This is a genomic window from Phycisphaeraceae bacterium, assembly GCA_019636655.1.
GTDB lineage: Bacteria > Planctomycetota > Phycisphaerae > Phycisphaerales > UBA1924 > JAHBXB01.
Map to the genome: position 1 here is coordinate 1 of JAHBXB010000002.1, position 19610 is coordinate 19610.

The following is a 19610-nucleotide window of genomic DNA, read 5'->3' on the forward strand; positions in this document are numbered from 1 at the left end:
CACGACAAGCACAGCCAAACCACCCTCCCCCCCCCCCCCCCCCCCCCCCGCCTACCCTCCCCCTGATCCGTGCTGGGGAGTAGCCTCCCGCACCGCCGCCCTTTCCACCGGGCGGTCGCCAGGCGGGCCGGGCCGGTCGTCAACACGGGGCAACCCCCTCGGGGTGCCCCCGGCCGCCCGTTGCGTTCGTTCCGGAACGCAAAGCGCAAGACCAACACAAGCCCGCTCCGCCCGCGCGAAGCGGCCCGGGCTTGGTTGTCCTCGCGAGCCGGAACCCCCCGAATGCCCCCCACGCCGCTCTTCCCCGCCTTCCTCACCCTCCTCTCCGCGCCCCCGGCAGGCCACCCCGGCATCGCCCTGCTGTACGCCGGCTTCATCGCTCTCATCATTGTCTTCCTCGCCCTCGACCTGGGCGTCTTCCACCGCCGCGCCCACGTCGTCTCGCTCCGCGAAGCCGCCACCTGGTCCGTCGTCTGGGCCACCTGCGCGCTCTCCTTCACCCTCTTCATCTACTTCGCCTACAACGGCCACTGGCTCGGCCTCGGCCTCGACGTCCCAATCGTCGGACGACCCGGCGAGTTCACCACCGTCTCCGGCGCCACCGCCGCCGGCCAGTACCTCGCCGGCTACATCGTCGAGTGGTCCCTCTCCGTCGACAACCTCTTCGTCATCGCCGTCATCTTCTCCTACTTCCGCGTCCCCCCGATGTACCAGCACCGCGTCCTCTTCTGGGGGATCCTCGGCGCCCTGGTCATGCGCGGCGGAATGATCGCCCTCGGCGCCGCCCTCATCCAGCGCTACGCCTGGACCACCTATCTCTTCGGCGGGTTCCTCATCTTCACCGCCATCAAGATGGCCCTCAGCCGCGCCGAGGACACCGACCTCAACAAGAGCCTCTTCGTCCGCATCGTCCGCGCCCTCTTCCCGATCTCCACCCGGCACGACGGCCAGCACTTCTTCACCCGCATCCCCCGCCCCGGTCACGCCGACGCCACGCGCCTCGCCGCCACCCCGCTCTTCCTCGCCCTCATCGTCGTCGAGTTCACCGACCTGGTCTTCGCGGTAGACTCCGTTCCGGCCATCTTCGCCATCACCGGCGACCCCTTCCTCGTCCTCACCTCCAACGTCTTCGCCATCCTCGGCCTCCGCTCCCTCTTCTTCCTCCTCGCCGACATGCTCCGCAGGTTCCACTACCTCAAGCCCGCCCTCGTCCTCATCCTCCTCTTCGTGGGCGTCAAGATGCTCCTCGTTCACACCCAACTCAAGATCAACACCGGCGTTTCGCTCCTCGTCGTCGTCGGCCTGCTCGGCGCGGGGGTCGCCGCCTCCTTCCTCCTTCCCCCCTCCGCCGCCGCCTCCAAGCAGCCATGACCCAGCCTCACACTCATCCCGCCCGAAAGGACCCGGCCATGCCCTACACCAGCCCCATCCGCTACGAAGTCTCCCGGATGCACGCCGCCGCGCTCTACTGCTCCGACGGCCGCCTCGGTGAGCACTTCGACGACTTCCTCCAGAACGGCCTCTCCCTCCCCCGCTACGACCGCCTCTGCCTCCCCGGCGGCCCCGCATGCCTCGCCGGGCACCCGCAGGCCAACCTCGAGGAGCAGGGCGTCGTCGACGAACTCCACTTCCTCGTCGAGGTCCACAAGCTCAAGCGCATCGTCCTCATCGCCCACCAGGGCTGCGCTTTCTACGCCACCCGCCTCGAACTCAAGGAGCCCCGCCTCGAACTCGTCCAGCGCGCCGACCTCGTCCGCGCCGCCGCCTTCGTCCACCGCGTCACCGGCCTCAACCACATCGAGGCCCACTTCGCCCGCCTCACCGACGGCAAGATGATCTTCGAATCCGTGCCCGTCTGATCCTCCGCGCGCCGCCCGCCCGCTCCTCTCCCCGAGGCCGCCATGACACGACTCATCATCACCTGGGGCCTCATCATCGGCCTCGCCAACCTCCTCTGGCTCTACCTCTCCTACTACCTCGGACTCCACACCAGCGGCGTGGTGCTCTTCCAGATCGTCCCCATCGTCTGGCTCGTCATCACCACCGCCGGCATGATCGCCGCCCTCCGCAGCATCCGCCGCGCCCAACCCGACCTGACCTACTCCCGCGGCCTCCTTGCCGGCCTCCTCATCTCGCTCATCACCGCCGCCATCGCCGTCCTCATGCAGGTCGGCTACTACACGCTGATCCACCCGAAGTGGCCCGAGTACATGGTCGAGCAGACCCGCCGTCACTTCGCCGACCTCGGCAAGTCCCAGGCGGAGATCGACCAGGCCGTCGAGACCGCGCGGAGCACCTTCACGCTCCCTGTTTACGCCGCGCAGTCCGCCATCAGCGCGCTCGTGGTGGGCGCCCTCATCACCGCCATCGCCATGGTCTTCCTGCGCGCCCGCCGCACCACGGCCCCCTGAACCCACGCCAGCCTTACCCCGCCCTCGATACCACCACCGCCGACACCGCGAGGAACACCGCGTAACTCCCCAGCAGCAGCGCCCCCTCCCACCGCGAGATCGTCTTTCCGTGCGTCCGGCTGATCGGCACCAGCGCCACCGCCAGCACCGCCATGTACGCCAGCGGCATCTTCAGCGACACATCCACCGTCGGCGGCGCGATCAGCCCCACAAGCCCGAACACCGCCCCCGCGTTGAACAGGCACGACCCGATCGCGTTCCCCATCGCCAAATCCGTCTGACCCTTCCGCACCGCCATCACCCCCGTCACCATCTCCGGCAGCGTCGTCCCCACCGACACGATCGTCACCCCCACGATCGCCGCCGGCACCCCCAGCGCGATCGCGATCCCGGCCGCCCCATCGCTCGCCAGCGAACCGCCCCCCGCCAAGAGCGCCAGCCCGCCCACGAAGCACGTGCCGATCATGATCCAGCTCATCGGCCCCTTCGCCATCATCGGGTCCTCGCCGACCGATTTCTCCTTCGCCCTCCCCCCGGCGCCGCGGGCCGCCATCATCGCCGACATCACCGTCCACACGCTGTACCCGCCGAACACCCCCAGCATCACCCCCACCTCCCACTTCGAGAACCCCCACGTCAGCCCCAGCGCCGCCATGAACACCAGGATCGCCGCGTTCAGCCACACCTCCACGCGCACCAGCCGCTCTTGCACCACCAGCGGCTTCACCAGCGCGCACACCCCAAGCACCAGCGCCATGTTGCAGAGGTTCGCCCCCACCACGTTCCCCAGCGCCAGGTTCCCCCGCCCCTTCCCCGCCGAAATCAGGTTCAGCGCCAACTCCGGCGCGCTCGTCCCCCACGCCACCAGCGTCAGCCCAACCACCAGCGGCGACACATCCAGCCGCCGCGCGGCGTCCACCGCCGCGGCGACCAACAGCCGCCCACCCACCAGCAGCAGCACCAGCCCGCCGCAAAACTGAAGCACGTGCGCAATCACGCTCGCAGCATACCTGCAACGCCACGCCGAAGAGCCGCTTCAAGGACCGCCCCGCGGCTCAGAACGGCACGAAGTGATCCCACGCCCGCCGCACCGCCCGCTCGGGCGTCCGAAGCACCGCAAACCGCTTCGCCGCCGGCGTCTCCACCCCCTCCCGCCGCACCCCCAGGTTCCGCTCGAAGTACGACACCGCCAGCGCGATCCCCGGCATCCACACGTCATCAACCACGATCACCCCGCCCGGCCGCACCATCCGGCACATGTAGTAGGTGTCGATGAAGGCGTTCTCGAAGTGGTGCCCGCCGTCGATGAACGCGAAGTCAAACGGAGCCTCACGCCCGCTCTCCACCGCCCCCGCCAACCCCGGCAGCGCCAGCAGGGAATCCTCGCGGATCACCGCGAGCCGATCGGCGACCCCCGCTCGCTCCGCCGACAGCACCCCCGAGTCACCCCACTGATCCAACTGGAACGGATCGACCGCCACGTGCCGCCACCCCCGCTCCTCCCCCTCAACGCTGAGCATCGCCTCGATGATGAACAGCGCCGAGAGCCCCATCGCGCACCCCACTTCGATCGTCCTCGCCGGCCCCCCCTCGCGCCCCCCACCGCCGCTCAGCTCGCGCACCGCCAGGTCTCGCAGGCACTCCCCCGCACCCTCAGTCAGGCCCGACGGATACACATCAACCGTCCCCCCGGACGCCGTCGGAGCCTTGCCTGATTCATAAAGAGCCTTTCGATGTGCACGCAACGCAGCGATCCGGCTGGATCCCCGATGCGGTGCCGCGGCCGGCATGGAAGTGCTGTGTGCCATCGTGGTACGAACCTCTGTTCGTGATCTCCGGGGTCGGTGGTATCGGCGTCCGGTCGATCGCCGCGTGAGAATGTCGCCGCCACAGCGTCTCCCCCTATCACCGCAAAATCGCCGCAAAACTCAGCACATACCCGCAAGTTACATTGGACGCCGCCCCCGCTCCGGTACACTGCCCTCATGAACCGCCGCGACTTCCTCCGCGCCGCCTCCCTCACCGCCCTCGCCGCGGGCTACTCGCTCGACCCCGCCGAGGCCGCCGCCGCGCTCATCGATGATCCCCCGGCGCCAACCCCGGCTCCCGCCGCCCCCTACCCGCCCCCGTTCGACAGCCACCCCGTCCTCCAGAGCCCCGCCCCCGACGGCATGACCGTCTTCATCTGCGTCAACACCATCTCCACCGCCTGGGTGGAGTTCGGCGAGACCCCCTCCCTCGGCCAGGTCACCCACAGCGCCCTCCACGGCCTCCGCTCCCTCTCCGGCCGCGTCCACCGCATCCGCCTCACGAACCTCAAGCCCGGCACCCGCTACCACTACCGCGTCGTCATCTGCCCCATCTCCTTCCGCAGCGCGTACAGGATCCGCCGCGGCGAGCCCGTCGCCTCCTCCACCTTCTCCTTCACCACCCTCGACGCCGGCCGCGGCCCCAAGGCCACGTTCTCCGTCATCAACGACACCCACGAAAACCCCGAGACCCTCGCCGCCGCCACCTCCTTCCTGAACGCCGCCCCCGCCGACCTCACGTTCTGGAACGGCGACATCTTCAACGACGTCCGCTCCGATCCGCAGATCGTCGAGCAGATTATGCGCCCCCCGCCCAACCTCCCCTACGCCGCGACCTCCCCCCTCTGCTTCGTCAGCGGCAACCACGACGTCCGCGGCATCCACGCCCGCTCCCTCGATGCCTTCATCGATGTCCCCGGTGGCAAGCGCCACTACCTCCTCCGCCAGGGCCCCGTCGCCTTCATCGTCCTCGACACCGGCGAGGACAAGGACGACAACCACCCCGGCTACGCCGGCCTCGGCGAGTTCAGCGCCTACCGCGAATCACAGCGGCTCTGGCTCGACGGCACGCTCAAGGACCCCCTCTTCCGCAGCGCGCCATTCAAGGTCGCCATCCTCCACATCCCCCTCCACGGCAAGGCCAGCAACGCTGACTGCCGCAACAAGTGGCACGCCCCTCTCGCCGCCGCGGGCATCGACCTCGCCATCAACGGCCACGTCCACGAGTTCGCGTACCACCCCCCCGACCGCGACCGCCCCTACGCCCAACTCGTCGGCGGCGGCCCCGCGCCCCCCACCGCCACCGTCATCCGCGCCGCGGCCGACCGCCGCCAACTTCTCGTCACCGTTCTCGACCTCTCCGGCAAGGAGATCGGCTCGTTCCCCTTCCGGCGCACCTGACCCCCAAACCCCGTTCATGCCTCGACGATCACCTCGAACCCGCCGTACATCATGCGCTTTACATCAAAAGGTGTGTTCTTCGGGTTGCACAACGCCGTCAGGCGCGGGTCCTTCATCAAATCCGCGTTGACGCGGTCCCGATGCGCCCGGGACTTGTACACGATCCACGAGAACACCACCGTCTCCCCCTTCTTCGTCTTCAGCACCTTCGGAAACGGCGCCCCCAGCTTCACCGCCAGGTCCTCGCCCACGCACTCGCGGTATTCCAGCGCCCCGTGCTCTTTCCACAACTTCGAGGCCTTCTTCGCCAGCGTCTTGTACGCAGCCATGTTCTTGGTCGCAACCGGGATGACGAACCCATCGACATAACGCGCCATGTGGTCTCTCCAGAGGGGGCACCTGATGCTCAGACGACGACAATGGAGCGGAGGAGACTCGAACTCCCAACTTCCAGCTTGCAAAGCTGGCACTCTACCAATTGAGTTACCGCCCCGCCGCGGCGGAACGTCCCGCCGAGCGTGGTCCATTCTCAGTGCGCCACCTTCCACGGTCAAGCGAGCCCGGTTCCATCACATCCTGCTGCCCCTGCTCCTTGCCTCGTGCCTTTTTCTCACAGCCGCCCTCCCTGCGGCGTCTCCGCAGCCTCCGACCGCACGCGATGCCCGTACCTTCAGGCCTTCTCTCCACGGTTTCCGCTTCGTCAACAGTTTCACCGGCTCGCCCCTCCCCTTCGACGCCCCCGCCCTCGCCGGCCGCCTCAACCTCCCCTCCACGTTCGGCCTCTGCGGCGGCATGTCCGCGGCCGCTGCCGACTACTTCCTCGCCGCGAGGCCGATCCCCTCCCAATTCTCCGTCCCCGCCCGCGGCTCCGCGCTCTACGCGTTCATCTACGCCCGCCAGACCGATTCGCTCGGCGCCGCCTTCTCGCAGGCCTCCAGGTTCGCCCGGTGGATGACCCTCCCCGATTCCGGCCCGGCGGGCGTCGCGCGCCTCACCGGCGACCAGTGGCCGTCCATCCGGGCCAGCCTCGACGAGGGACGCCCCACGTCCCTTGGCCTCGTGCTCGTCGGCCCCAACCGCCCCGGCGCCCTCTGGCAGAACCACCAGGTTCTCGCGTACGCCTATACCACCCGTCCGGACGCGCAGGTCGATGTCCACATCTACGACCCCAACTTCCCGTCCACCGACGACGCCGTCCTCCGCCTCACCCTCCGCGCCCGCATCGCCGACGGCCCAATCCGCGCCTTCGGCATCGCGATCCCCGATCCCTATCTCGCGGTCCACGTCGAACGAATCGTCCCTCGCCGATCCCGTACCCCTGTCCGCGGCGTCTTCCTGATGCCCTACTCCCCCAAGCCGCCCCCGGAGGGCCTGTGACGAGCGCCGCCGATAACCATCCCGCGCCCGGCACCGGCGCCCCGCCCGGTTCAGCGCGGTGCGGACGTGGTCGATACCACGACCGGCGCCACCCCGGCGCTCCGGGGAGCGCCTCTGTTGAAACTCAAGACCAAACTTATCCTCGCCTGCGCCGCGGCCACGCTGCTGCTCATCCCCGCCGTCTACGTCGCCGTCTCCCGCGTCTACATGGTCGGGTTCCTCCGGGCCGACGACCGCGAGGCCGGCGAATCGATGGGCCGCGTCGAGAGCGCCCTCAAGCGCACGCTCACCACGCTCAACTCCAAGGCCGCCGACTGGGCCCAGTGGGACGACTCGTACGAGTACATGGGCGAACCCACCCAGCGGTTCATCGACTCGAACGTCCACGACATGGCGCTGGCCAACCTGGGCCTGAGTGCGATCGTCTTCCTGCGGCCCGACGGCAGCGTCCAGCACGCCCTTGGGCGAGACCTGGAGGCCGGCGCTCGCGCCCCCATCCCGGCGGGGCTGGACCGGTATTTCACGCCCGGCAGTCCGCTGCTGGCGCCCCCCGGCAGCGCTGATGGCCGCGCCGGCCTGGTCATGCTCGAGTCCGGCCCGCTCATGGTCTCGTCGCGCCCGATCCTTGATAACACGGCCACCAAGCCCGCGCGGGGCACGCTCTTGTTCTGCCGCTTCCTCGACCGCTCGGAGATCGAACGGATCGGGCACCAGTCGACCGTTCAGCTTACCGCGCTCCCGATCAACGACCGCAATCTCCCCACCGACATGCGCGCCGCGATGCTCCGCCTGAACTATGGCGCGACGAGAGTCGAGTCCCCGCTCGATTCGGAACGCATCGGCTCGTACGCCGCGGCGGCCGACTTCTTCGGCAAGCCGGCGCTGCTCCTGCGGGCCGTGCAGCCGCGGAGCGTGTACGCCGAGGGGGTGCGGAGCAGTTGGTACCTCATCTATACGATCGCGGCGGTATGCGTGGTCTTCGGGGTGCTGTGCGTGGTGCTGGTGCACCGGGCGGTCGTGGCCCGGCTTGAGCGGTTGACACGCGCGGTCGCGAACGCCAACTCGCCCGACGACCTGATCGCCCCGATCGCGGTCCGCGGCAGCGACGAGATCGCGGCGCTCGCCGGCGCGATCAACGGCTTCCTGGACCGGATCCGCACCTCGCAGGGCGAGCTGGCGGCCAAGTCCCGCGAGCTGGAGGCCGCGTCCCGGGCCGCAGGGGCCGCGAGCATCGCCAAGTCGCAGTTCCTCGCCAACATGTCCCATGAGATCCGCACGCCGATGACGGCGCTGCTCGGGTACGCGGACCTGCTGTGCGATCCGGCGTCCACCCAGGCCGAGCGGCGCGAATACGCCGGCGCGATGAAGCGCGGCGGCGACCACCTGATGGCGATCATCAACGACATCCTCGATCTCTCCAAGGTCGAGGCCGGCGCCATGAGCATCGAGCGGATCGACTGTTCGGTCGCCGACGTCGCGGGCGACGTGGCGGCCATGGTCCGGGACGCCGCGGCGGACAAGGGCCTTGCTCTGGAGCTGGCGTTCGAAACCCCCGTTCCTGCGATGGTCCGCACCGATCCGACGCGCCTGCGGCAGATCCTGCTCAACCTGGTCGGGAACGCGATCAAGTTCACCTCTCGCGGCGGGGTGCGGCTGGGTGTGCGGTACGAGGCCGAATCGGCGCGCGGGCCGCGGGTGCGGTTCACCGTTTCGGACACGGGGATCGGGATGCGGGAGGACCAGGTCGAGAAACTCTTCCGGCCCTTCGCGCAGGCCGACACCTCGACCACGCGCCGTTACGGCGGCACCGGGCTGGGGCTGGCGATCTCGCAGCGGCTGGCGTGGGCGCTCGATGGCGACATCGAGGTGGCCAGCGAGCCGGGCAAGGGGAGCGAGTTCACGCTGACGGTGGGGACCGGCGGCGTGGCCGATGGGCCGATGGTAACGGCGCCGGGCGCCCGGAGCGATGCGGCGGGCAAGCCCGGCGCGGTGCGGGTGGAGGCGTCGGTGCTGCTGGCCGACGACGGCGCGGACAACCGGCGGCTGATCTCGCACGTGCTGAAGCGCGCCGGGGCACGCGTGACGGTGGTGGAGGATGGGCGGCAGGCGGTGGAGGCGGCGCTGGCGGGGGCGTTCGACGTGGTGCTGCTGGACATGCAGATGCCGGTGCTGGACGGGTACCACGCGGCGCGGGAGCTGCGCGCGGCGGGGTACACGCGGCCGGTCGTGGCGATCACGGCGCACGTGCTGGCGGATGAGCGCGACCGGTGCCTTGGGGCGGGGTGCGACGATTACCTGACCAAGCCGATCGATCGGCGGCGGCTGCTGGAGACGTGCCGGCGGTGGGCGGCCCGGGGCGAGGCCGGGGAAAGCGGACCTTTGAGGGCGGCGGCGTAGCGACGGGCGCGGCTGGATAACGGCGGCGTGCCCGGCCGGGGCGGCACAGGCGTCACGGCTTGCCGCGGCCGCCGCGATTCCCCGGCTTGCCCGGACAAGACGGTGCGACGGCCGACCGATAGCCGGGGAGTCGAACAACCGCACACTCGATCGGGAGCCGGTCAATGTCAACCTCCAAGCATGCGTTTGATCAGGTGAAGTCGATCCTCGGGAAGTTGGACCGGTCGATCGACGCCGCGAGGGCGCGGCGGCTGGAGCCGGCGGCACCGGCGGTGCAGCCGACGATCGGAGAGGCGAAGCGGGAGAACGGGCTGGCGGGCGGCCCCGAGATCCCGGTTGCTCGTGCGATTCGGAGCGACACCCCCCAGATGCTGGCGACCCCATTGCCCCCCAGGACACAGCCGAGACTCGCGTGAGCCCCATTCAAAGAACGACCCGCCGCGTCGGGCGCGTGGTCCGCGGCGGACGGCCTCAGGCTCCTGAACCACCTCCTGAACGGTCAACGCGAATCATGTTCCGGCAAATCCTCAAGCGGCTTGGGCCATTGGGTGATGCGACGCCGAGTACGGCGGGCGCCCAGGCGAATCTACCCCTTGCCGAGCGACAGGCCACGGGGGTCGGCGGGCCGGCGCGTGCGAGCGGCGGCAAGTTGTTCACCTTCGATCTGCTGGGTCCGACGGCGGTGGTCACGATCATGGAACGGCACCTGACGGCGCCGGCCGTGGCGGAGTTGCTGCACGACCTGCGGGACCTGCTGGCGCACCACCCCGGGGTGCACAACCTGGTGCTGGACCTGCAGAACGTCGACTACCTCGACTCGGCGTGCCTGAACATGCTGATCACGCTGCTGCAGGCGGTGAAGGCGGCGGGCGGGCGGATCGCCATCGCGAGCGCGCAGCGGTCGATCGAGGTGCTGTTCAAGTTGACGAGGCTGGACAAGGTGTTCCCGATCCAGCGCGACGTGCTGCACGCAATCCACCTGGTTGAGCAGGCGGCGTAGGGGCGGGTTCGCATCGGGGGATGGGCACTCAAGGAACAAGGGCAAGCACTGGCCATTGGCCAGTGTGATGCCGCGCGCGGTGGGGGCTGGCGCGTGGGGTGGCGGCTGGGATGGCCCGCCACGGGATGGGGGAGCGGGGTCGGGGGGCTTGGGGGCGAGGGCGGCGGGGTCCGGGTCGGGGGGAGGTGGTGGAGGAGGCGGGGGCGGTGAATCGGGGCGGGCGCGGGGTGGTGCGGTGGTGCGCGAGGGCGGGGTGATGCCGGCGAGACGGATGAGCTGGCTCGCCGCGCGGCGGCGCTCGACGGGGGAGCGGCCGGGCTGGAGGGTGCCGCCGAGGGTGCGGAGCGCGGCGGGGAGGGCGTGGGCGACGTAGACGCGGGCCTGGATGAGGGAGATCTGCTCGATGGCGTCGAGGGCTTTCTTGACGGGCTCGGAGCAGAGGGCCTCGAGGATCTCGGTGGGCTTGTGCTGGTGGGCGTCGCACATGTCGGAGACGGTGAGGCCTTCGACGAGGTCGAGGATGAGGGCGTTGGGGTCGAGGGGTTTTCGAGGAAGGGGTGCGGGGTCGGGCGTTTGGGGCTGCGGTGATGGTGGTGGTGATGCGGGGTGCATGAAGGGGAATGTAGTTGGCGGGGGGCGGGGTGCAAGCATTAGCGCGAAATGGCGCACAGGGGCGCTTGTGTGTGGTGAGGGGGCGCATGTCGCCATGCCAGAGAGGGCTGCCGCCCTCTCCGGCACCTCTCCTGCTGAGGGCGGAGGCGAATGTTCGTCCGCCCGCAGGGCGGTGGGAAGAAGGAGGCTGAACCTGAGGCGAGCGGGGCGCTCGCCTCAGGCAATAAGCGCGGCGCCCTCCGGAAGGTGGTGTGTGTTGTGAGCGGGGCGCCGTTCTGCTCAATCTACGACTTCCACACGTCCATTGGGGAATACGACAACAGAGATGTACTGCACGGGCCATGGTCGCGCTGCTCGAAATGGGGCGGCGGTGCCCCGCACCGCGAAGTGCTGCTGCGCCGCCTCCATGACACCGCGATCATGCCGTGCTGCCAACGCCTCGCCTGCTGTTGCGGCACAAACGAGCGCCACGCCGTACGCAGCCAGCGAGATACCCATAGCGAGCCTGGTGCGCGCACGAGGGTGAAATGAATCGGACGATGCATGCCCGCATTCGGGGCAGCGTGCAGGGGCGCCGTCGTAGCCGCATTGCAGGCAGGCCTGTCGAGCGTGCCTTGCCTGCTCCACGAGTGAGCAGGACAAGCGGTTGATCGCGACAACATACAGACTGCAGCCGAGCCATACTGGGAACGAGAGCGCGAGTGCTGCCAGCGACAACCGGCCGGCACTGTGCGGGTCAATCGCCATCTGAAAGTGCATCGCGCGGCCGTGGGCATAGCACCACAGCAGGAGCGCGGTGGACACCGCCCAGACGCCGCCGAGTCCGCACCATGCGAGCGCGCGGCAACAGCCCAGCTTGGCGAGCCGAGTTGTGAACGAGTCTTCGCCTGATGGGTGAGTGGGGGCAGACATCAGAGGGAGGAGAATCCACCCAACCCAGCCTAGTTGCCACGGCTTGAGCTTTTTCATAGTGGGGCAAGAGCCGTAGACCTGACGGTCAATCCGGCGCGAGTGAGGCCCAGACTCCGGTTTGTAATGTTGATGCCGCACAGAGGATATCTGTGGATGCATCGGGAATGCCAATGCCCGAGAGGGCTGCCGCCCTCTCCGGCACCTCTCCTGCTGAGGAGTGGGTGCGGGTTCTATGGGCTGGGCGCGGATGGAAGGGAGGCCCCGCATTCGGGGCAGGGGGCGGCGGTGTCGATTCCTCGGCAGTCGTAGCCGCAGGTCGGGCAGCGCCTCTCGGAAGGGTTTGACTTCTGTGGGCTCCGTGTCCACTCGCCCGGCGGGATGATGTCCACGCGCCAGACGGCCTGCTCGGCCAGTTGGATCTGGAGATCGGGGAGTCCGAGGCGGTACTGCTCGATCGCGCGGGCGCTGCTGTCGCTTGCAATGAGCAGGCACAGGGCATCGCCGATGATGGCGAGGCCGAAGCCGGACTGGGGTATATGGACGCCCATCGGCTCGCGCGATGTGAGGCACTTGCAGAGCGAGAGTTTCCGAAGCGGGATCGTGCTGACCTTCGTGGAACCCGGGCGGTGGCGGGTCCAGGTGGCGGAGGCCTCGGCCGCGTCGATCACGATCGACTCGTAGGTGTACAGCGTCCGCCACGAGAGGATCGCTCCGAGAACGGCGACCGCGCCGAGTGTCACCAGCGGGGTGATTGGCTCGTCCGGCGGGCGCCCCACTCCGACGATCAGCAGGATCAGGGGGAGCAGGACCGTCAGGATGCTGGTCATGATGGCGTAGTCAGGGCCGAAGTTTGAAAAGCGGTATTGACGATCGCCGATCGCGACGGGCTTAAGGCGGAACGAAGCGCCGCGCGGAGAGCGGACCCAGGCGGTGTGGTTCGGGGTGTGCGGGAGGGGCATGGCGGGAGGCGGAGTGGAAGCGGAAAGGTCGCTACTGGCGGAGGGGTGGTTGTGCGGGGCGGGAGTGTTCGATCCAGCGGGTGACTCGTTCTTCGAGGACGGGGAGGGGGAGGGAGCCGGCGCCGAGGATGGTGTCGTGGAAGGCGCGGAGGTCGAAGGCGTCGCCGAGGGCGGTCTCGGCTTTGTGGCGGAGTTCGCGGATCTTGAGTTCGCCGAGTTTGTAGCCGCAGGCCTGGCCGGGCCAGGCGATGTAGCGGTCGATCTCCCGCTCGATGTTGAGTTCGCTGAGGGCGGTGTTGGCCTTCATGAAGTCGATGGCCTGCTGGCGCGACCAGCCGAGAGCGTGCATGCCGGGGTCGACGACGAGCCGGCAGGCGCGCCACATCTCGTAGGTGAGGCGGCCGAAGTCGTCGTAAGGGTCGGCGTAGAGGCCGCGGGCGGGGGACGCGGGAGGGGAATCGGGATCGGACATCTCGAGGCCGAGGCGCTCGGCGTAGAGGGCCCAGCCTTCGAGGAAGGCGTTGTAGGCGAGGAGGCGGCGGAAGGGGTGGGCGGAGTCAAGTTCCTGGGCGAGGGCGATCTGGAGGTGGTGGCCGGGGACGGCCTCGTGCATGGTGAGGGAGATCATCTCGTACTTCGGGCGCTGGTCGAGCTGGTAGGTGTTGGCAACGAAATAGCCGGGGACGCCGCCGGCGATGGAGCCGGGGAAGTAGTACGCGGTGGGGCCCATCTTGGCGGAGATGAGGGGCATCTCGCGGACGCCGTAGGGGTTGCGGGGGAGCGTGCGGAAGAGGCGGGGGAGCTGGGCGTCGATGCGCTTGGCGATGTCGCGGTAGCCGCGGAGGAGGTCGTCGGGGGTGGTGAAGTAGAAGCGGGGGTTGGAGCGGAGGTCGGCGACGAAGGCGTGGAAGAGCTCGTCGCCGACGAGGGAGTCCTTGCGGGGGAAGTCGGTGCGGGCGATGGCGTCCATCATCTCGGAGCGGATGCGGTCGACCTCGCGGAGGCCGATGGCGTGGATCTCCTCGGGCTTGAGGGTGGTGGTGGTCTGGAGGAGGAGTTCGTGCTGGTAGAGGTCGGGGCCGTCGATGGAGTCGGAGGCGGCGATGGCGTCGCGGCAGGCGGGGAGGTACTCGTCCTTGAGGAAGGCGGCGAGGCGCTGGTAGGCGGGGATGATGCCGGTGGTGACGGTGTGGCGGGCGCGGAGGGCGATCGGGGAGTCGGCGGGGAGTTTGAGGAAGGGCTTGAAGAAGGGGTTGGGGTCGGCGGTCGGCGCGGCATTGGGGCCGGGGGCGGCGCCCGCCGCGGCGGCGGCGCACTGCTCGATGCAGCCGAGCATGACGACCCTGGGCTGGACGCGGCCGGAGGCGATGCCGGCGCGCATCTGGGCGATGGTCTGGTCGACGAGGGTGGGGACGGATTCGAGGCGGGTGGCGAAGTGGTCGTAGTCGGATTCGGAGGCGAAGGGGAGGGAGTCGGCCATCTGCGGGGTGTCGATCTGGACGCCGCGCTTGTTGTCCATGGAGCGCTGCTCGGGGAGGAAGCGGTCGCCGGCGATGGATGTTTCGAGCTCGAAGCGGAGGAGGCCGGCGTCGAGGAGGTCCTCTTCGCCCCAGCGGGCGCCGCCTTCTTCGTGGGAGAGGAGGGTGTTGAGCCGTTCGAGGCGGGCGCGGGTCTCGGCGCGGCGGCGGGCGTAGGCCTCGGGGGACTCGTCGCGGAGGAGGGTGCTGTACTTGGCGTGGCCGAGGGTGGTGGCGCGGACGGGATCGGAGCGGAGGAGGAATTCGTAGTGCTCGTCGAGGAGGGCCTTGAGTTCGTGGGATCGCGGCGGGGATGGCCGGGACGGGGGGGCGGCGCGGGGTGGGGATGCCTGGGGCGGGGAGGCCTGGGGCGGGGAGGCCTGGGGAGCGGGCTGGAGGGCGAGAGCGGTCGCGGCGCACGCGGCGAGGAGCAGATCGATCATGATGGAAGGCTACCAAGGCGGGGTGGTGGCGGTATCGTTGGGTATGAAGAGCACTTACGCGGCGTGGATCGGGCTGGCGGCGATCGGGGTGGTGGTCGCCGCGGGAGCGGGCGGGTGCGACTCGAAGAAGCCGAACGCGAACGACGATGTGAAGACGCACGAGAAGTCGCTGATGGAGAAGATGGACAAGATCGCGGCGGAGGAGGAGAAGAGGGCGGCGGAAGAGAAGGCAGCGGCCGAGGGGAAGGGTGCGGTGAAGGAGGGGGCGGAGAAGGGTGGTGCGGCGGAGGAGGCCCCCGCCGCGGGCGCGGGTGGAGGCGGGGCGCCGAAGTAGGCGCTGGCGGGTGGGCGAGGGGTGCAGGGGATTGCGAAGGGGTGCGGAGCCCTCTCAGCGCCCTACCACCGGGTCGCGGCTTGCCTAGCGGTCGCAGGCCGGTAGCATTGGCCTGTTCGGCTCAACCGCGGCGGTCCGCGGGCCGAACACGAGAAGGACGCGAAGGCTCGGGGAGACCCGGCCTTGAGGCGATTGGGGATTGGTGTAACGGTAGCACGACTGACTCTGGATCAGTTAGTCTAGGTTCAAATCCTAGATCCCCAGTTTTCTGCTTTGTTCATGGTGATCAGCGAGCCGGGCTCGGGCCGGCTGGTTGTCGTGCGCTCGCCGTGCCGCACTCGGGGCACTGGGGGAGTTCGTTTACGGCGTAGCCGCAGGTGGCGCAGTGGCCGGCGCGTCGGCGCCGAAGCGCGGTGTTGAGACGGGCGGCGGCGGTCAGGAGTGCGAACGCCGCGGCGGCGTAGATGGCGGAGTTAAGGGCGAATCCCGGCCAAAGGGGTCGGACTGGGAGGAGGCGGGCGTCGGGTCGGCCGTTGACGGTTGTGTGAACGAAGACTCCGCTGATCGATTCTCTCAACCGCGAGGCGCTTTTCCAAGGCGCCCGGGGCAGTTCAGGTGAGTTCAACCCGTCGAACCCCCGGGCTTCCATCGCAACAAAGGGAATCCCAACCTGCATTCTCCACGCTCTTTGCTCGGCGTGGCGATAGCCGTGGACCCATCCGTACTCGTCGACTTGTTGGTTCTTGTCGTTGAAGCTGAGCCACATGGAGATCGAGACGCCTGCAGATCGGAAGTCGCTTCCTTCGTTCGGACCGGGCGGCTCACCGGGGATGGCGAATGGCCAGCCGCGTCGGAGGCCAACGTACTCGAGCCAGTGGGTCGAAAGGGAATCGATGCCCGTCGGCACGCGCCAGGCGACCATGAGCGACGTCGTGATGGTGGCCGCCGCGCCGATCATCGCGGCGATCACGATCCTGAACGCGATCCGCCGCCGGGGGCCGGGGCGGTCCGGGCGTGAGCCCCGGCGCTTGCCGCAGTGGGGGCAACGGATCCGGCGGACCCCGGTCAGATCGCAACCGCAGCCATCGCAAGGGCCCACGCAAGGCCTCGCACGGAGTGTCCGCCGGCGGATGAGATCGACCAGGGCGACGACAGACGACCACATCAGGGCGTCGACCAACAGGCCGGCGGGGATGAGCGTCAGCGGCGCCATGCCGACGGCGGATTCCCACCGGGCGTAGGGAATCGCCGGGATCGAGGCGGTCTGGCCGGGGATGGCGATACCCTCGCGCCGCCACTGTGCGAAGTACAGGCACCGCGCCGGATAACCGACCGTGATACCGATGACCTCGACGGCATCCTCGGTGGCGCGGTCAAGGAAGCGAGCGGGGACGCCGACTTCCGCCATCGGCGGTTGCAGGATGTCGGCCGGAATGCCCGCACCGGGAAGGCGGAGGTTGACCCAGTCGAAGAGCGCGGACGAATGATGCAGGAGCAACCATTGGTTGCCGTCGGGTGCGACGGCGTAGTCGGCGGCGTAGGTCCACGACCGATCGGTGTAGGCCCTGGCGGCACCGAACCAGCCGATCAGCAGTGACGTGACGAGGCCGAGGCAGAGCCACGCGAGCGGGCGCAGGAGTGCGGCGGGGCTGAGGCGTGTTCGGGGCACCGGGTGATTCCGGCCGGCGTCGGCGGGTCCGCGGGGTCGGGGTTCGCGCGAGCCGGAGTGTACCAGAAGCGGTTACGCTCTGGGCACGATGACCCACCACGCCGAGCTCACCTCGTTCATCGCGGCGCTCTTCTCGATGATGAACCCGATCGGCAACCTCGGGGTCTTCGCGGGGATGACCTCGGACCGGTCGGGGGCCGAGTCGCGGCGGATTGCCTGGACGTGCGCCGGGGCGAGCGCGATCACGCTTCTTATCGTCACGTGGACGGGCTCGCACATCCTGGGCTTTTTCGGGGTCAGCATCGAGGCGCTGCGCGCGGCCGGGGGCGTCATCGTCCTGCTGATCGGCCTGCACATGCTCTTCAACAAGTCCGAGCACAAGCACTCGGCGGCGGAGCTGCAGGACGCCGAGTCGCGGGCGTCGATCGCGGTGGTGCCCCTGGCGATCCCGATCGTGGCGGGGCCGGGGACGATGACCACCGTCCTTGTCGCGGCCGGGCAGCACCCGGCGGTGCTGGGCAGGGCCGAGATCTCCGGGGTGATCCTCGGGATGTCGGCGCTCTGCGGCGTTCTGTTCTGCTTCGCCGCGCCGATCGCGAGCCGCCTGGGCGAATCGGGGATGGGCGTGGTGACGCGCGTGATGGGGATGATCCTCACGGCGATTGCCATGGGGATGCTCGCCGCGGGGCTCAGGGTTCTGCTGCCTGGGCTGGCGGGTCAGTGAAGTTCGGATGCCCCGGCTGGCCGCACGTCCATCGGCGTGAGACCGAGCCAGCGGGCGAGCATGCCGGCGCGGTCGGCGAGGCTCTGGCGGGGCGGGTTGGAGGCGTTGTGGTGGAGGAGGATGAGGGTGGCGTCGTCGTCGAACGACGCCCGACCGGTGCGCTGCGCGATGGCGGCGAAGAGGTCGTCGCGGAAGCGGTCGGGGGCGTCGGGGTTGAGGGCCGAGGCGAGGGCCAGCAGGCCAGGCTCGCCGAGTTGCTGGCCGTCGGGGCCGGCGGCCTCGATGAGGGCGTCGCTGTAGAGGACGATGAGGTCGCCCTTGTCGAGCGGGATGGCGAACTGGATGTAGCTGGTCGGGTGGATGATGCCCAGCGGGAGGTTGGCGATGCCGGTGTCTCCGGCGTGGTCGGCGGCGACGGCACCGGGAGTGGAGGGGTCGAGGAGGGACCACCGGTGGGAGCGGGCGCGGAAGAGGAGCGGGCGGGGGTGGCCGGCGTTGCAGACGATCATGTGGTCGCTGGGGGCGAAGTAGGTGAGGAGGATGGCCGTGGCGAAGCGGCCGGCGGAGGCGGCGTCGGAGAAGGCGTGGTTGAGTGCGGTGGCGAACCGGCTCTGATCGGGGGTGTTGATGTGGCGGCGCATGAGGTCGCGGAGCGTGCGCGCGAGATCGGCGACTTCGGAGCCGTGACCGGAGACGTCGGCGAGGGCGATGCGGGTGACGAGACCGCCGGCGCAGTTGGAGAGGTAGTAGATGTCGCCGCCGTGAGAGTCGCCAGTGAAGGGGTCGGAGGAGACGAAGACGTCGTTGCCGGTGACGGAGACGCCGCCGTGGAACCGCTCCTGACCACCCCAGATTTCCATGCAGGCGATGGTGTGGGGAGCAGCGGCGGATTCGGGGGTGTGCGGGTCGGTGGCGATGTGCATGGCGGACCCCGGCGGGTTGGGGGCAAGGAAGAGTATGACTGGCTGCGTCAATGAGATGACGGAACCATGCCGCGGGGCTCGGAAAGGGCGGAGGAATACTGTTGCGACCAAATGGTTCAGTGCTTCATCCCAGAGGGGGAATCGGGGGTCGGCGCCGGACGGCGCGGGGCGGCGGGCGAGCCAGGAGCAGGATCGAGATGCGGCGAAGCGACAGGATGAAGCGGGCGGGCGGGGCGGTGGCGATGCTGGTGGGTATGGTGTTGGGGGTGGTTGCGGGCGGGTGCACACCGAGCCGGACGTATGTGCTCGAGCCGACGGTGGTGGCGCACCATGAGTACACGACGGCGGCGCTCAAGCGGCTGGAGCCGACGGTTGCGGTTGATGCAGAGGTGCAGGGCGGCTTCGAAGAACGCCTCGCGGACAGCCTGGATCGGGAGGCGAGGGTGAAGCCGACGCCGGATGGGGAGTTGGTCGTCGAGTACCGGTTTGTGCACTACGAGGAGGGGAACGTGGCGCTGCGGGTGGGCTCGGGGATGGCGAACCTGTTCGGCTCGCCGTTTTATGGGCTCGGGGACGGAACGCTGGGGATCGAGGTGCGGTTCGTGGATGCGGGCGGGCAGCCGCTGGGCAAGATCCTGGTGGACGGGCCGATCGTGGGAGCGTTCGGGAGCGCGAGCGAAGGAGCGGCGATCGCGGCGGAGTCGGTCGCGCAGTACGCGAAGGTGACGTTCGGTCCGGCGGCGCCGGCGGAGCGGAGGGACCGCTCGTTCTCGTTCGATCGCGCCGGCGCGGATAAAGGTGCGGGCGGGGATCTGGGAGCGCTGGTGGAGTGAACGCGGGCGCGTGGCGGGCGCGATCGACGCGTGCGCGAGCGCACCGGCGGGCGTGTTTTTGCGGGCATTTGCCGGGCGCCGCGGGCCGTTGCATTGCTTCGAGCAGGCAGCGGGAATAACCTGTCACTCGTCACTGTTGCCGTGCCGGCAATCTCATGTGGTTCCTATCAAGCCCGGGTCTCGGGGTGATTGGTTCACGGGTGTTGACGTGGACCGACGGGCCATCGCGCGGCGCGATGAAGCGCTGCGGCGCTATTGTGAGCGCCGGCCGCGGGGGTGTGAGGGTGTAG

The 19610-nt window shown here is 69.3% G+C and carries 19 protein-coding genes and 2 tRNA genes; 13 read left to right on the top strand and 8 right to left on the bottom strand.

What is annotated here, in order from left to right; translation table 11 throughout:
* The first annotated feature begins 282 nt into the window (after positions 1–282).
* Genes KF745_05405 through KF745_05415 form a run of 3 tightly spaced genes read left to right on the top strand, consistent with a single transcriptional unit; the run spans position 283 to position 2411 of the window.
* Positions 283–1371, top strand: coding sequence for a TerC family protein (locus KF745_05405; GenBank protein MBX3357847.1), 1089 nt, complete (start codon positions 283–285; stop codon positions 1369–1371).
* A 38-nt stretch (positions 1372–1409) separates the two neighbouring features.
* Positions 1410–1859 (top strand): hypothetical protein, encoded by a 450-nt coding sequence (locus tag KF745_05410; GenBank protein MBX3357848.1) that lies wholly within the window; start codon positions 1410–1412, stop codon positions 1857–1859.
* A gap of 42 nt (positions 1860–1901) precedes the next feature.
* Complete coding sequence (locus KF745_05415) at positions 1902–2411, top strand: DUF4199 domain-containing protein (protein ID MBX3357849.1); 510 nt, start codon at positions 1902–1904, stop codon at positions 2409–2411.
* Between the two features lie 13 nt (positions 2412–2424).
* On the opposite strand, the gene KF745_05420 is transcribed toward KF745_05415, so the two are convergent.
* Together KF745_05420 and KF745_05425 are read right to left on the bottom strand one after the other, a co-directional pair.
* Entirely contained in the window at positions 2425–3408 is a 984-nt protein-coding gene (locus tag KF745_05420; protein MBX3357850.1) for a sodium:calcium antiporter, read from the bottom strand.
* 58 nt (positions 3409–3466) lie between these two features.
* A complete protein-coding gene (locus KF745_05425; GenBank protein ID MBX3357851.1) occupies positions 3467–4156 on the bottom strand; it encodes a class I SAM-dependent methyltransferase in 690 nt (229 codons plus the stop codon).
* Between the two features lie 240 nt (positions 4157–4396).
* Here KF745_05425 and KF745_05430 point away from each other — a divergent pair, with 240 nt between their 5' ends.
* Positions 4397–5620, top strand: coding sequence for a metallophosphoesterase (locus KF745_05430; GenBank protein ID MBX3357852.1), 1224 nt, complete (start codon positions 4397–4399; stop codon positions 5618–5620).
* A gap of 14 nt (positions 5621–5634) precedes the next feature.
* On the opposite strand, the gene KF745_05435 is transcribed toward KF745_05430, so the two are convergent.
* Both KF745_05435 and KF745_05440 read right to left on the bottom strand, forming a co-directional pair.
* On the bottom strand, positions 5635–5997 hold the full coding sequence (locus KF745_05435; protein ID MBX3357853.1) for a DUF1428 domain-containing protein: 363 nt from the start codon (positions 5995–5997) through the stop codon (positions 5635–5637).
* A gap of 43 nt (positions 5998–6040) precedes the next feature.
* A tRNA-Ala gene (locus KF745_05440) sits at positions 6041–6113 on the bottom strand.
* Between the two features lie 299 nt (positions 6114–6412).
* Here KF745_05440 and KF745_05445 point away from each other — a divergent pair.
* From KF745_05445 to KF745_05465, 5 genes are all read left to right on the top strand, one after another.
* The gene (locus KF745_05445) at positions 6413–6997 is read left to right on the top strand and encodes a hypothetical protein (protein ID MBX3357854.1); all 585 of its coding nucleotides are present in this window, start codon (positions 6413–6415) and stop codon (positions 6995–6997) included.
* Positions 6998–7114: 117 nt separating this feature from the next.
* Complete coding sequence (locus KF745_05450) at positions 7115–9394, top strand: response regulator (protein MBX3357855.1); 2280 nt, start codon at positions 7115–7117, stop codon at positions 9392–9394.
* Between the two features lie 164 nt (positions 9395–9558).
* A complete protein-coding gene (locus tag KF745_05455; GenBank protein MBX3357856.1) occupies positions 9559–9810 on the top strand; it encodes a hypothetical protein in 252 nt (83 codons plus the stop codon).
* Between the two features lie 95 nt (positions 9811–9905).
* The gene (locus tag KF745_05460; protein MBX3357857.1) at positions 9906–10394 is read left to right on the top strand and encodes an STAS domain-containing protein; all 489 of its coding nucleotides are present in this window, start codon (positions 9906–9908) and stop codon (positions 10392–10394) included.
* Positions 10395–10754: 360 nt separating this feature from the next.
* Positions 10755–10982 carry a hypothetical protein gene (locus KF745_05465; GenBank protein MBX3357858.1) on the top strand — a complete coding sequence of 76 codons (228 nt, stop codon included), beginning with the start codon at positions 10755–10757 and terminating at the stop codon, positions 10980–10982.
* Positions 10983–12148: 1166 nt separating this feature from the next.
* On the opposite strand, the gene KF745_05470 is transcribed toward KF745_05465, so the two are convergent.
* Both KF745_05470 and KF745_05475 read right to left on the bottom strand, forming a co-directional pair.
* Positions 12149–12877 (bottom strand): hypothetical protein, encoded by a 729-nt coding sequence (locus KF745_05470; GenBank protein ID MBX3357859.1) that lies wholly within the window; start codon positions 12875–12877, stop codon positions 12149–12151.
* A 31-nt stretch (positions 12878–12908) separates the two neighbouring features.
* The gene (locus KF745_05475; GenBank protein ID MBX3357860.1) at positions 12909–14837 is read right to left on the bottom strand and encodes a DUF885 domain-containing protein; all 1929 of its coding nucleotides are present in this window, start codon (positions 14835–14837) and stop codon (positions 12909–12911) included.
* Positions 14838–14880: 43 nt separating this feature from the next.
* Here KF745_05475 and KF745_05480 point away from each other — a divergent pair, with 43 nt between their 5' ends.
* Both KF745_05480 and KF745_05485 read left to right on the top strand, forming a co-directional pair.
* Positions 14881–15171 (top strand): hypothetical protein, encoded by a 291-nt coding sequence (locus tag KF745_05480; protein ID MBX3357861.1) that lies wholly within the window; start codon positions 14881–14883, stop codon positions 15169–15171.
* Between the two features lie 193 nt (positions 15172–15364).
* Positions 15365–15435, top strand: a tRNA-Gln gene (locus tag KF745_05485).
* 22 nt (positions 15436–15457) lie between these two features.
* Here the strand turns inward: KF745_05485 and KF745_05490 are convergent.
* Positions 15458–16840: a hypothetical protein gene (locus tag KF745_05490; protein ID MBX3357862.1), complete on the bottom strand. Its 1383-nt coding sequence runs from the start codon at positions 16838–16840 to the stop codon at positions 15458–15460.
* Between the two features lie 88 nt (positions 16841–16928).
* Between KF745_05490 and KF745_05495 the strand changes: the two genes are divergently transcribed.
* Positions 16929–17564, top strand: coding sequence for an NAAT family transporter (locus tag KF745_05495; protein MBX3357863.1), 636 nt, complete (start codon positions 16929–16931; stop codon positions 17562–17564).
* Here the strand turns inward: KF745_05495 and KF745_05500 are convergent.
* Entirely contained in the window at positions 17558–18487 is a 930-nt protein-coding gene (locus KF745_05500) for a serine/threonine-protein phosphatase (protein MBX3357864.1), read from the bottom strand. The genes KF745_05495 and KF745_05500 overlap by 7 nt on opposite strands.
* 197 nt (positions 18488–18684) lie before the next feature.
* Between KF745_05500 and KF745_05505 the strand changes: the two genes are divergently transcribed.
* Positions 18685–19320 carry a hypothetical protein gene (locus tag KF745_05505; protein MBX3357865.1) on the top strand — a complete coding sequence of 212 codons (636 nt, stop codon included), beginning with the start codon at positions 18685–18687 and terminating at the stop codon, positions 19318–19320.
* The last annotated feature ends 290 nt before the right edge of the window (positions 19321–19610 follow it).

What these genes read in the sequence shown, in the direction of transcription:
- KF745_05430 (MBX3357852.1), top strand. Translation starts at nt 4,397, where the DNA reads ATGAACCGCCGCGACTTCCTCCGCGCCGCCTCCCTCACCGCCCTCGCC.
- KF745_05455 (MBX3357856.1), top strand. Translation starts at nt 9,559, where the DNA reads ATGTCAACCTCCAAGCATGCGTTTGATCAGGTGAAGTCGATCCTCGGG.
- KF745_05405 (MBX3357847.1), top strand. Translation starts at nt 283, where the DNA reads ATGCCCCCCACGCCGCTCTTCCCCGCCTTCCTCACCCTCCTCTCCGCG.
- KF745_05435 (MBX3357853.1), bottom strand. Translation starts at nt 5,997, where the DNA reads ATGGCGCGTTATGTCGATGGGTTCGTCATCCCGGTTGCGACCAAGAAC.
- KF745_05480 (MBX3357861.1), top strand. Translation starts at nt 14,881, where the DNA reads ATGAAGAGCACTTACGCGGCGTGGATCGGGCTGGCGGCGATCGGGGTG.
- KF745_05505 (MBX3357865.1), top strand. Translation starts at nt 18,685, where the DNA reads ATGCGGCGAAGCGACAGGATGAAGCGGGCGGGCGGGGCGGTGGCGATG.
- KF745_05475 (MBX3357860.1), bottom strand. Translation starts at nt 14,837, where the DNA reads ATGATCGATCTGCTCCTCGCCGCGTGCGCCGCGACCGCTCTCGCCCTC.
- KF745_05445 (MBX3357854.1), top strand. Translation starts at nt 6,413, where the DNA reads ATGTCCGCGGCCGCTGCCGACTACTTCCTCGCCGCGAGGCCGATCCCC.
- KF745_05500 (MBX3357864.1), bottom strand. Translation starts at nt 18,487, where the DNA reads ATGCACATCGCCACCGACCCGCACACCCCCGAATCCGCCGCTGCTCCC.
- KF745_05470 (MBX3357859.1), bottom strand. Translation starts at nt 12,877, where the DNA reads ATGCCCCTCCCGCACACCCCGAACCACACCGCCTGGGTCCGCTCTCCG.
- KF745_05415 (MBX3357849.1), top strand. Translation starts at nt 1,902, where the DNA reads ATGACACGACTCATCATCACCTGGGGCCTCATCATCGGCCTCGCCAAC.
- KF745_05460 (MBX3357857.1), top strand. Translation starts at nt 9,906, where the DNA reads ATGTTCCGGCAAATCCTCAAGCGGCTTGGGCCATTGGGTGATGCGACG.
- KF745_05495 (MBX3357863.1), top strand. Translation starts at nt 16,929, where the DNA reads ATGACCCACCACGCCGAGCTCACCTCGTTCATCGCGGCGCTCTTCTCG.
- KF745_05410 (MBX3357848.1), top strand. Translation starts at nt 1,410, where the DNA reads ATGCCCTACACCAGCCCCATCCGCTACGAAGTCTCCCGGATGCACGCC.